The sequence below is a fragment of the Kutzneria sp. NPDC051319 genome (assembly GCF_040682195.1).
Taxonomy (GTDB): Bacteria; Actinomycetota; Actinomycetes; order Mycobacteriales; family Pseudonocardiaceae; genus Kutzneria.
Window position 1 is genome coordinate 253,456 of record NZ_JBFBAM010000006.1, and the last position, 11,666, is coordinate 265,121.

Consider the following 11,666-nt stretch of genomic DNA (forward strand, 5'->3'; position numbering starts at 1 on the left):
CCCCGGTCACCAGGCGTCCGGGCTGACACCCTGCATCGACGGCTGGAAGGTGCCCACCTGGATCGACTTCAGGTCCAGCTCCGGGTATTCCGCCGCGTGGCCGTCGTCGCCGATCAGGCTCACCGTGACCGCCGGGGCGCCCGGGACCGTCAGGTTCGTCGTCGTGGCCACGAAGGTGCTGGGATCGCCCTTGTCGCCGCTGATCAGCTTCACGCCCGCGAACGCCGACTGTCCCGGTTGGAGCGTGCTCGGCACCGTCGCGCCCGGCTGGCTCACCTTCTCCGTCGGCACCGCCAGGGAGTCGTTGTGGGCGTTGAGGAAGCTCAGCTCCGGCCAGCCCTGGACCGTGATCGGCCTGGTGCCCTTGTTCGTGACGACCAGGATCTCGGAGCCCGGGGACTGCTGGTGGTTCAGGTCCGCGCTGATCTTTCCGTTGGTGTTGCTCGCGTTCTGGGTCGGGGTTTTCGCCTGGGACGCCGTGGTCGTGGCCGGGGCGTTCGGCTGCGCTCCCGTCGCGCTGGAGTTGCCGCAGCCTGCCAGCACCACCGCCGCCGTCGCCGCCGTGGCGACCGCACCGAGGATGGTCTGAATCCGAGTCATGCGCACCTTCCAGGTTCGTCGGGTCTCACCACAGTAGACGCGTGGCCGCCCTGGAGGTTGATCGCCGAATCGTTCGGGCAGGTGGCCTGCCCGCCCGAGCTACCAGGCGACCGTCTCCCCGTGCCGGTCCAGGAAGCGCAGTCCTTGCGCCCCCGCCTGCGCTTCGAGCACGTCCACCACCTGCGGGACCGTGTCCCTCGGCTCCAGCTCCGCGCCCGGCCCGCCCAGGTTGGTCCTGTTGTGGCCCGGGTCGATCAGCAGCTTCGTGTGGCCGTCGTCCGCGTGTCGGGTCGCGTAGCTGCGCATGAGCTGGTTGAGGGCCGCTTTGCTGGCTTTGTACAGCTCGTAGCCCTCTTCGGTGTTGTTGGCGACGCTGCCTTGCTCCGAGGACATCACCGCCATCGTGCCGCCCCGTTTCACCAGCCCTCTCAGCGCTTCCAGCGTCCGCATCGGGCTGTAGGCGTTGGTGACCATCACCTCCGTGAACATCTCTTCCGGCACCTCCGTGATCGGCAGATCGCCCCGGTCGATCGCCGCGTTCACGAACAACAGGTCCAGCTCGTGGCCTTCGAGCCTTTCTCGCAGCCCTTCTCGCTGCTTCGCGCTGGTCATCTCCAGCCGCTCTTGGGTGATTCGTTCGTTTCCGGCCAGTTCGCCTTGCCCTCTGGTTGTGGCGATCACTCGCCACCCCCGCCGCGCCAGTTCTTCCGTCAGGACCAGTCCCAGGCCCCTGGACGCCCCGATGACCAGCGCTCGTCGTGTGTTCATAACCATCAGGTTAGACGCAACGTCGCGTCTAGTCTACTTTGTCGCCTGTGCCCATTGGTCGGCGAGCAGGCCGAGGATCGCTTCGTCCGCGTATGCCCCGTACGCCCAGGCCGACCTTCGCAGCGTTCCTTCTCTCGTGAACCCCGCTCCCGTCGCCGCCGCGAGCATCGCGCCGTTGTCCGCCAGCGTCTCGATCTGCAGCCGTTGCAGTCCTCTGACCGCGTACCCGTATTCGCACAGCGTTCGCAGCACGTCCAGGCTGAGCCCTCTTCCGCGGAACGCCGGCCTCAGCGCGATCCCGATGTGCGCCATCCGGTTGTGCGTGTCGATGCCCCACAGCAGCGCTTCGCCCGCCAGTTCTCCCTGCTCCAGCTCGATCACCGAGAAGCACGCCGCCTCGTCCGACGGCCCCGTCACCGTGAACGGCGATTTCCCCGATTCCACCGGCGTCGGCCGCCACGGCCGTGAGTCCGCCCGTGCCCGCATGGCCACATCTTCGTACAGCTCTTCGTGCAGTACCGCGACGTCGCTCTCGTGCCGGGCCCGCAGCCCGATCTTTCCGCCCTGTATCACCGCCCCTTGCTATACGAGCCCCGCCCGCCCGGCAATCAGGTTTTCCGGTCCGGACCGCCGCCGATGCCAGTCCTCTGCTGGCGCCTTTTCACCGTCGCCGGCGCTGGTTCCCGGTGTCGGTACATGGCACCGGTCGGCATCCTTGGTGCGCTCTGGCTCAGTCCGCCCAGTGTCCGGCGCCGGTCGGCGTGATCTCCGGCGTCCTGGTGATCACCCGTCTCGGGCCTTTACGCCGTTTCGTCCAGGCCGTCGGAGAACGCCGGCCTGTCGTTCACCATCGTCACCGTCCACCGGCTGTGGTGAATGAGCCTGTGATGCGCCCCGCACAACAGCACCATGTTGTCCAGGCTGGTCGGCCCTCCGTTCGCCCACTCGACCACGTGGTGGGCGTGGCATCGCGCCGGTTCCGTCTGGCATCCCGGGAACGCACACGTGCCGTCCCGCTCGATCAGCGCCTTGCGGATCCCCTTCGGGGCCGTCCGCTGCTGCCGCCCCACATCCAGGATCTCTTTGCCGGCCCCCAGCACCAGCCGCATGACCGTGCTGTCGCAGGCGATCCGGCGGGCTTCGGCTGCGCTCATCACGCCGCCGCCTTCGACCTTCGCCACACCCGTGTTGTCCATGAAATCCTGGAACGACATCGACAACGTCAGATGCGGCCGCTCACCGCCTTGCTCGGGCAGGCCTTCGCTGCGGGAGGCCAGTTCGATGATCTCCGCGAACGCATCCCCCTGCCGTTCGGCGGTGGTGCGGGGGTCTGTGCCGGAGGTGGGCTTGGCCAGCGCACTGAGCATTGCCGCGATCTTCGCCCCGTACTCCTGGTCAAGCATTCCCCAGAACACCATGCTGCCGTCCAGCTTGCGCTCGAAGCGGAACTCCCGCTTCGGCGTCCGCAGTTCGCGGTCGTCCGGGGCTTTGCCGTCCTGGTTGAGGTGGAACAGGATCCGCTGCGCGATGTTCTTGAACTCGCCCTCGTCGAACTGGACGTTCTCCAACAGTGACGCCTCAACCCGGTCCCGCTCGACCGCCGGCGCGATCCGCAGCGTCTCGTGGATGACCTTCAGATGCTCCCGGTCCAACTCCCCAGCGCGGCCCGCCTCGCGGATCGCCTCGCTGTGGAACAACTCCGCGTACCGAAGCCGCTCACGCGCTTCCCTGATGGGGAGCCGCCAGCGGATCACCATTGTCGACACGATCGAGGTCCGGTCCTCTTTCGAGCGGCACGACCGGTCCCACACCTCCCACACCCGCTCCAGCTGCCGGATGTAGAGCGCCCGATACTGGGCTTCGGCTTCTTCGCCGGCTTGCCACAGCTCCAGTTCGCCGTGCTGCCACCCTTCGGTGTCGGCAGGGAATTCGGGATTCGCTGACATACCCCCATTCTACTACCCTTATGTGATCGACTTTCGTTATATGCCAACCTATACACGATCGTGGCGGCTCAAATCTCCCATGCGGGAAAGCGCTTTCCAGCCTCCCCTGCAACTCTTCCCTCTCCATGATCCAACCCCCCACCCTTCGGCCCGTCCCAAGCCATCAGTAAACGCGCGCACCCCCCACCCGATGCCGCACAACGCAACCCGCCCCTCCACCCACCTCGCGCCCCTGCCACTCCAGCACCGCATGCTGAAGAGAGAGTGGGCGGAGACGGCAACTGCGCGGTGCGGACACCCGACGCACGACCGGCGTTCAAGGCCCGGTGTAGACGACAACGGCTGCCTGGTAGCGCGGACCTGGCAGCCAACCACCACGCAACTGCGCGGTGCGGACACCCGACGCACCACCGCACCGCACACAACCCCCTACGACGCCCGCGAAGCACGCCCAGGCCGATCCACCCACCGCAGAACTGCGGCATCCTCCGGCAGATGCGGGCAGTGCTCCGCCAACGGTGGCGTCCAGGGCTGGAAACCACTTCCACCCAGGTCGACGAGGTCGTGGGTGTCGTCGGCGGCCACTGTGCGTGGCTGCCGGCCCAGGAGCCAGGTGGTCACATAGGTAGCGCTGAGCCGGGTGACGTCGCAGGTCCTTCCGAGGGGGAGCAGGTACCGGGTCTCGGCGATGGCCTCGTTGTCGCCGGCACGCAGGACCACACGCACGGACGGGGCGACGGCGTGGGCGGTGACGGCGACGGCGATGTTGGCGGTGTCGCGGGAGGCGACGGCGGCGAGGGCGAGGGCGTGGGGGAGACGGAGGCGGGTGAGGACGGAGCGGTCCTCGGCGTGGGCGAGGACGACGGGGATGCGGAGGGTGCGGGCGAGGCGGAGGTTGGGGGCGGAGCGGTTGCGTTCGACGACGACGACGGGGATGCGGAGGGCGCGAAGTTCCTGGCACAGGCGGAGGCCTACCTGGCCGAGGCCGACGACGATGACGTGGCCACGGCGGGGCACGGTGCGGCGGCCGATCATGCCGGTCAGGCGGGGGCCGAGGAGGCGGTCGACGAGGCCGGCGGTGAGCAGGGCGGTGAAGGCGATGGTGGCGAGCATGGCGAGGGCGGCCAACACCTGGTAGAGGGGGTCGGCGGGGTCGGCGACGGCGGGGCCGACGCCGACGATGACCCGGGAGGCGTAGAAGAAGGCCGACGCGGGGTCCTGGTGCTCGGCGGCGATCTGCCAGGCCCAGTCGGCGCCGAGCACGACGAGAAGACCGACGAGGCCGGCGAAGAGCATGCGGGTGGCGCCGTCGTGCGGACGGAGCTGGCCGCCGACGACGCCCCGGGCGGCGTCCCAACGCCGGAGGTGGCGCCAGGGCTGCCACGCGACACCGTCGTCCTGACGCCGCAGGACCAGAGCGCCGGAACCGTTGTGGTGCACGGCCAAGGCGTCGGGCTCCAGGCACAGGCCGGCCAAGGTGCCGGCGGCGAGATCACCGGGGGAGGCGACGGTGCACGACGGCAACAACGCCGTGAGTTCCCGGGCGATGGCCCGGTCGAAGACGGAGGCGAGCAGCCGCACCGAGGGATGGATGTGCGCGACGGCCATGGCGTAGCGCAGAACCACCAGATCGTCGTGCGAGAGCACGGCGACGCCGTCGACGGGCCCGGCCAGGGCGGTCCGGAGCGCACGGTCGTCGGGGGCGTCGAGATGGTGCACGGTGTGGTGCCGGTCGCGCAGCCCAGCGCAGACTCGGCGGGCGGAACCCGTCGAGCCGATCACGACGAAGGTCGCCTCTTCGGTTGTCATGGCCATGCACCCCCAGCGATAACGGGCGACGGCACGCTAACCCGGGGTCACCTGGCAAAACGCCCGATCACTGCGGCGGTTTCGAGGCGGCGTCGATGCCCTTGCGCACCTCCCCGGTGCGCTTGACGTACTTGCCGACGGGTTCCTGGATGAGGGTGGCGGCCTGGCTCACGTGCTCGACGGTCTTCAGGTCGGCGCCGGCCGCCCGCGCGACGCCGGTGCTCAGCGGGTTCTTGGCGGTGGCGTCGACCATGCGCCAACGGTCGTGCAGAACCCCGTCCGCGGTGGTTTTGTGTTCCACCCCGTCGTCGGTCATCACAGCCTGGGGCAGCTCGCTGGGCACCACCCGGCCGGTCTCGACTACCAGGTAGTTGCGGATCCGGTCGATGTCGGATCCGCTGAAACCCTGGCGGAGCAGGGTGGGGTCGCTGCCGCCGACGATTTTCATCAGCCCGTCGAGGTCACGCTGCGAGACGTACTCGCCGGGCTGCTTGTCCACGGCCCTGTGCACCAGCGCGTCGACCTCGGGGCTCTTCGACACGGCGAAGCGCTGGTCGGGCACGGTGCCGATCCGGGAGAAGTCGTGGAGCATCTCGGCATTGGTCTTCGACGTGGCGAGGGTGTCGCACAACTGGGGGTTATCCCGCAGCGTCTGTCGTAGGCCGTCGATGTCCTTGGGTGTGAATCCTTTCTGCGCAAGGGTTTTCTCCGACTCGCGCAGCGGTGACCCTTCGGGCGCGGATCGGTGCTGGGCCTCCGGCGGGCGTTCCACCACCGGCCGCCGGTCCACACCGGTCCTGGGAGCCTCGCGACCACCGTCGAGGCCGAACTTGGTCCGCGCCTCGGCGACCTCGGCCTGCCGGTCCTTCGGCGGCGCCAACGGCGGCGGCACCTTCACGTCCGGTGGCTTCGATCTGAACTCGTTGGCGTCCATCGTGGTCACCTACCGGGAAAGTGGGGCGGCGTGTACCGCGGGAAAGGTGTCTGGAACTGCTGCGGATGGGTCGGAACCACCTGCGGCGCCGGGAAAGACGGCCGGTCGTGCTGCCCACGGTTGAACTCCTGGCCCGTCGGACCGGGCCTGTGCTCGACGCGCGGCGGCTGCGGGTCGGGGCGGTCGAACTGAGGCGCGTGCCGGGCCTCGGGCACGGAATGCACCTTGTTCTCCTTGCACACCACGTCGAACATGGCCTTCACCTTGTTGGCCTCGATTTCGGTCTTCGCGTGGTCGACGTGCAGGGTGGCCTCCATCGGCTTGGTCTGCACCTCGCGCCCGGTGTGCCCGCCGTGCGGATAGTGATGGGAGTCGATCTTGGCCCCGTGCCCGATGTCGTGCTGCGCATGGTCCCGCAGCACGCCGCTGATCCCGGCCTTGACGAGACCGTCGAGCTGCGCCTTGACCTTGCCCATGTCCAGCGGCCCGCCGGGCGTGGTCCGGACGCTGTCGTTGAGGTCCAGGCGGGTGGAGAACCGGTCGGCCGGCCGGTCGGTCTGCTGCTTGACGTCGGGCGTGACCGTCGACTTAGGACCGTCCATGCGTTGCTGCTGGCCCTCGAACTTCTTCTGCCACGCATCCATCTTGGGCGACATCACGCCGTGCTGATCGCCGCCGTGGTGAGGGGCGTCCACGCCCCGCGGGGAGGTGTCGATCTTGACGGGACCGTGGCCGGTGGCCGCCGTCTTGTCGCCGGACGGGTGCGGCTCCACCGGCGCGCGATTGTCCTTGGGACCCTTGGCATCGGGCTGGGCGGGACGGACCGCGTCGGGCGGCGCGTCCGGCAGCTTCTCGGGCGGCTTCTGCGCCTTGGGAGGTGGGAAATCCGGTCCAGCCATGTCTCACTCCTCGCTCGGCACCACGTGCGACCAGACCCAGTCGACGTCGTCGGTGAACCACTCCAGTGCGGCGGCCACCGCGCGCCGCCAGGCGGGCCCGCCGTCGGCCTGGCCGCCGATCGCCTGCTCCAACGCGGACGGCCGGCTCGTGCCGTACGTGGCGGCGTTGCGGCTGGCCTGGTCCTGGTAGAGCTCCCGCTCCCAGCGCCGCACGGCCTGGAGCTGCTCGCCGCAGGTCGCGCCCGGGATCGGCCGACGGTAGAAGCGTTCCCACGCCTCGGAATCCGGGTGTCGAGGCGCGTCGGGGTCGCCTTCGAGCCAGTGCCGCACGCGGGTCCACCTGTACGCCTGCGCGAGCATCGACTGGTCGTCGTCGTGACAGGTGTGGGCCTCGCCGGTCGAAAGCGACGAGAGCTGCACGCCATTGCAGTGCGCCGCGAAGAACCACGGCAATGTGCCCGGTTGCAGCTGGGCCGACCGGGTCCGCACCGCGCGCTCGACCGCTTGCGACAGCGCGCATTCCAGGTTCCGCACCGACTCGGACGTGACCAGGATGTCCCGATATCGGGGCTGCAGGGTCGGATTCGGGAAGCTGGCCAGGTGCGCCACCACGGTCAGCTCGGTCCACACGGTGAGCACCGGGTACTGGGCCAACAGCTGGCCGGCGCGGGACATCTCGCCCAGGCTGCAAGCGCGGGACTGGCATTCACTGCCGCACGTCGGGCTGCGCAGCGTACGGATCAAGCCGTTGACCGGGACTGGTCGGGGCACGCCCTCCTCGGCCCGGCCGGCGTGCGGGACGCGCACCAGCAGCGGCCGGTCCATGCCGTCGGTGAAGACGGCAGCCTCGCGGGGCTGCAACGACACCACGTTCCGGGACTGGTCCTCCTCCAGGTTCATGGTGGCCCCGACGCTCTTGCGGTCGTCCTCGGCCGGCAGCCGGTGCACGATCTTCACCGCGGTGTTCTTGATGACGTCCGGGATCAGCTTGCTGGGGATCTGTTCCACCACAACAAGTCCCTCGCCGTAGGCGCGGACCTCGGCCAGCAGCGAGGCGAAGGTCTCGACCCCGCGGGAGGCGGCGGTGTCGGCGTTCTCGCCGGCGTTACGCAGCAGGCGGTGCGCCTCCTCGATGACGGTGAGGTGGTGCAGCGGCACCTGTGACTTGTCGCCGTAGAGCAGTTTCAGGTGCTCGGTCAGCTGGAGCAGCACCGCACCCATCAGGAAGGCCTTGTCGGTGTCGTCGCCGACTTCCTCGATCGCCAGCACCACGTTGCGCCGCATCAGCGCCTCGAAGTCGAGCTGGTGCGCGTCGTGCAGGAAGTGCCCGATGACGCCCTGGCTGAGGCTGCGCATCCGCACCTTCACGTAACCCTGCATGTTGGCGGCGATATCACTCGCGTAGCCGATCTCGTCCACCACGATCCCGGCCACCCGCTGGAGGTCGGTGAGGGTGGGATAGCGCGGCTGCGCGCCACGGTGGGCAGCCTCGCCGAGCGTGACGTCCCAACCCAGCTCCTCGTACGACCTGGTCAGCGCGCTGGCGACGATCTGCGGGAACGGCTCGTCCGGGTCGAACGTGGCCATGAACAGCGCGCGGACCAGGTCGAGGTGGGTCTGCAACGGGAAGACCCGCTGCGTGCCGTCGGGATCGGTGACCCGGGCCGGGACCAGCGGGTTGAAGCCGACGGGCGGGTCGCCCGGCTTGCCCGGCTGGAGCACGACGACGTCGTGGCCGAGCGGGCCCAGCCGGTTGGCCATCCGCCCGTACTCGGCCTTGGCCGGCTCGACGACGAGCCACGGCAGCCCGGCCCGAGCGGCCTCGGTCAGCAGGTGTCGCACCGTGAACGACTTGCCGCTGCCGGTGGCGCCGCAGACGAAGGTGTGCCGGTTGAGCGAGTCGGGGCCGGCGGTCAGCGGGCCGACCTCGGCGCGGGCGGCGTCCAGCACGTGGCCCAGCAGCAGGCCGTCGGTCGTGGGGGCATCCGGCGTGACGTCGAAGCGCCGGGGCTCGACGACCCGGATGCCGGGCAGCTCCCGCCTCGGCGGCCGGGTCAGCCGGGCCAGCAGGTCGGTGCCGGCCAGCACGCCTTCGTGCCGAGCGGCGTCGGGCAGGCTGGTCGCGGGACCGGCCGGCGTCAGCACGTACGGCTGGCTGTCCAGATCGGCGGCGGCGCACAGCAAAGCGGCCATGTTCTCGGTGACGTCGCCTTCGGTTCCGCCGACCAGCACCCGGATCCGCCACGCGTTGCCCAGCAGCGCCCGGCTGAGTTCACGGAACCGGCTTTGCTTGCGTTCCAACGCGATCCGGTTGGCCTCGCCGACTTCGTTGCGGGACAACGGAAGGATCTCGCCGACCAGCCGGTCCAGTGCCGGCTGCACCTCCTGCGGACGCGCCGGCTCGGCCAGCACCACCCAGGCGAAGGGCTGCCGCAGGTGGGCCACGTACTGCTCGAAGGAGCCGCGGCGCTCGGAAGGCTTGGCGTGCTTGGTGTCCGTCGGCGCCCACAGCGCGTCCGGGTGACCGGTGCAGGGCACCCAGCAGGTGAACAGGTCCAGGAGCGTGGGGCGTCCCTTGCCCAGCGGGGTGGCCAGCGCGCCGGGCGGGAACAGCACCTCGCCGTGCCCGGTGCCCGTCGCCGGCGTGAAATCGGGCTTGCCGCCGACCAGGAAGTGCATCCGCCGCGCGTTGGGCGGGCGCAGCCAGGCCGACAACACGACCGGCGCGTGATTGCCGTTCGAGGTGAGCCCGGCGTGGGCCCCGGCGAGCGCGACGGTCAGCGCCGCCAGCGGGTCGTCGCGCTCGTCGTCACGGCGCTCGCCGTTCTTGCGGCGCTGGTCGTCGGCCTGCGCGGGCACCTCGGTCAGCTCGTGCAGGTCGAACTCCGACCAGCTCACGGGGTGGGGCACGGACGTCACCGCCTCACGTCGCCGGGATCGCGGAGACGCGGTCCCGCAGGCAGATGCCGGGATTGGCGTCGGCGGTGATCACCCGGCGGCCGTGGCCGGAGTTGTCGACCAGGATGAACAACGTCTCCGGCATGCCGAGGATCTCCTGCGGCTCCACCGTGAACTCGTACACGCGGCTCGTTCCGGTCGAGGTGCTGACGTTGTCGGCGGTGCTCCAGCCGCGGGTGCCGGTCCAGGTGTGGCCGCGGGAGTCGGACAGCCCGTTCTGCCGGCCCTGGGTGCCGGAGCGGCGCTGCTTGGAGTTGTTGGTGCCGCCCGTGTTGGCCCCGAAGCTGTCCCCGCCGCTGTCGGTGAACGTGCTGCCGACCTGGCGGGTGATCTGGTTGACGACGAACTTGTGGCCCTTGCCGATGAACTCGGCGGCGATGGTGGCGTCGCGGTGGTTGTACATCTTCATGATGCAGACCACGCCGCCGGTGCCGGCCGACTTCTCCAGGTCGCCCTGCGGCTGGTCGATCATCAGGATCAGCCGCACGCCGGCGTGGCGGGCGTGTTCGGACAGCGCCTGCACCGTCTTCGCGCCGAGATGGTCGGCCCCGGCCACGACCAGCAGGCCGCCCGGCCAGCCGTGGCCGTCCATGGCCCGCTGCGCCAGCTGCACGAGCAGCCGGTCCAGCAGCTCCTTGCGGTCGCTGCGGCCACCGTCGGTGGCGACCAGCGACACCCGGTCGTTCGTCCACAGTGGACGTCCGCCCGGGGTGGCGGCCACCACGTCGTTGACCATGTCCAGCTGGCGGGCGAGCAGACGCAACTGCCTTGCGGCCCACTCGTTCTGGTCGATGTCCCCGATCCGTGCAGCAAGCCGGTTGACCTCTTCCGGGGCCAGCTCGCCGGCGCCCTGGGACAGCACCCGCACGCCGGCGGCCAGGCGGGCGAACGTGGCCGGCCCGTCGAGGGCGTCGAGCACGATCTTCAGCACGTCCACGGCCAGCGCCCGTTCCTCACGGTGGTCGCCGTCCGGGCGGCTGGTCGCGGCGTGGCCGACGCATTCGGCGATGTCCCGATTCGTCAAGCCCGCGAACAGGTTCAGCCCGACCGTCTCCTCCTCGGTCAGCGTCACCGAGCCCACGCTCAGGCCGCCGGCGCGGGCCACGCTGGCCAGCGACTCGCCGACCTCCTGGCCGGTGAAGTCCAGCACGGTGATCCGCTGGCCGCCGGCCAGCAGCGAGGAGCCGAAGGTGACCAGCAGGCTGGCCCAGCCGTGCCGATGCGGGTCGCCGCCGAACACGTCGACCCGGGTCGGTTCGGACGCCGGCTGCACGGGGTACCACTGCGGCCCGTTCGCCGCCGCCGTGGCCATTCGTGCCGCTTGTGCCGCGGCCGCGCTGTGTTGGTGCTGCGCCTGTTCCCAGGCCTGCACGGCGTGCCGGTAGCGCTGCTGTTCGGTGTGGCGCATCTGGTGGTAGGGCTGCTCGAAGACGCGGATGTTGCGGTTGGCGAAGCGAACGCCGGAGATGGCGCGGATGACGCCGATGGTCAGCAGCGCGGCAATCACCAGCAGCGCCACCGTGTAGACCTGGTGCGCCGAGTTGCCGTACCGGCTGACCTGCCGTTCGATCACCAGCTGGTACGTGGTGAAGGCGAATGCCGCGACGGTGAGGAACGCCAGCCGCCAGATCACCCGCGTGACGGCCTTGGAACGGGCCGCGACCAGCGCGCTGGTGTCCGGCCGCGGCGGCTCCACCCACGCCGGCCGAGGGGCCGGCGTGGGCAACGTGATCGTCGGCGCCGGCACCACCG

9 protein-coding genes are annotated in these 11,666 nt (G+C 70.0%); all 9 read right to left on the reverse strand.

Features of this window, described 5'->3' with window-relative positions:
- Positions 1–6 precede the first annotated feature (6 nt).
- Positions 7–600, reverse strand: coding sequence for a DUF4232 domain-containing protein (locus AB0M73_RS08455; protein ID WP_363888563.1), 594 nt, complete (start codon positions 598–600; stop codon positions 7–9).
- Between the two features lie 99 nt (positions 601–699).
- On the reverse strand, positions 700–1,368 hold the full coding sequence (locus AB0M73_RS08460) for an SDR family NAD(P)-dependent oxidoreductase (protein ID WP_363888565.1): 669 nt from the start codon (positions 1,366–1,368) through the stop codon (positions 700–702).
- Between the two features lie 33 nt (positions 1,369–1,401).
- Positions 1,402–1,941, reverse strand: a complete 540-nt coding sequence (locus tag AB0M73_RS08465; protein WP_363888568.1) for a GNAT family protein — start codon at positions 1,939–1,941, stop codon at positions 1,402–1,404.
- Between the two features lie 227 nt (positions 1,942–2,168).
- Positions 2,169–3,314: a DUF222 domain-containing protein gene (locus AB0M73_RS08470; protein ID WP_363888570.1), complete on the reverse strand. Its 1,146-nt coding sequence runs from the start codon at positions 3,312–3,314 to the stop codon at positions 2,169–2,171.
- Between the two features lie 429 nt (positions 3,315–3,743).
- On the reverse strand, positions 3,744–5,123 hold the full coding sequence (locus AB0M73_RS08475; RefSeq protein WP_363888572.1) for an NAD-binding protein: 1,380 nt from the start codon (positions 5,121–5,123) through the stop codon (positions 3,744–3,746).
- A 67-nt stretch (positions 5,124–5,190) separates the two neighbouring features.
- Entirely contained in the window at positions 5,191–6,057 is an 867-nt protein-coding gene (locus tag AB0M73_RS08480) for a hypothetical protein (protein ID WP_363888575.1), read from the reverse strand.
- A 5-nt stretch (positions 6,058–6,062) separates the two neighbouring features.
- Positions 6,063–6,956 carry a hypothetical protein gene (locus AB0M73_RS08485; protein WP_363888576.1) on the reverse strand — a complete coding sequence of 298 codons (894 nt, stop codon included), beginning with the start codon at positions 6,954–6,956 and terminating at the stop codon, positions 6,063–6,065.
- A 3-nt stretch (positions 6,957–6,959) separates the two neighbouring features.
- Complete coding sequence (locus AB0M73_RS08490; RefSeq protein ID WP_363888579.1) at positions 6,960–9,866, reverse strand: ATP-binding protein; 2,907 nt, start codon at positions 9,864–9,866, stop codon at positions 6,960–6,962.
- A gap of 13 nt (positions 9,867–9,879) precedes the next feature.
- A partial coding sequence (locus tag AB0M73_RS08495; RefSeq protein ID WP_363888581.1) for a hypothetical protein occupies positions 9,880–11,666 on the reverse strand: 1,787 nt, incomplete at its 5' end.

Bases quoted from the DNA above. Each gene is read 5' to 3' on its own strand.
- AB0M73_RS08475 (WP_363888572.1), bottom strand. From the start codon at position 5,123: ATGACAACCGAAGAGGCGACCTTCGTCGTGATCGGCTCGACGGGTTCC.
- AB0M73_RS08470 (WP_363888570.1), bottom strand. From the start codon at position 3,314: ATGTCAGCGAATCCCGAATTCCCTGCCGACACCGAAGGGTGGCAGCAC.
- AB0M73_RS08460 (WP_363888565.1), bottom strand. From the start codon at position 1,368: ATGAACACACGACGAGCGCTGGTCATCGGGGCGTCCAGGGGCCTGGGA.
- AB0M73_RS08480 (WP_363888575.1), bottom strand. From the start codon at position 6,057: ATGGACGCCAACGAGTTCAGATCGAAGCCACCGGACGTGAAGGTGCCG.
- AB0M73_RS08455 (WP_363888563.1), bottom strand. From the start codon at position 600: ATGACTCGGATTCAGACCATCCTCGGTGCGGTCGCCACGGCGGCGACG.
- AB0M73_RS08485 (WP_363888576.1), bottom strand. From the start codon at position 6,956: ATGGCTGGACCGGATTTCCCACCTCCCAAGGCGCAGAAGCCGCCCGAG.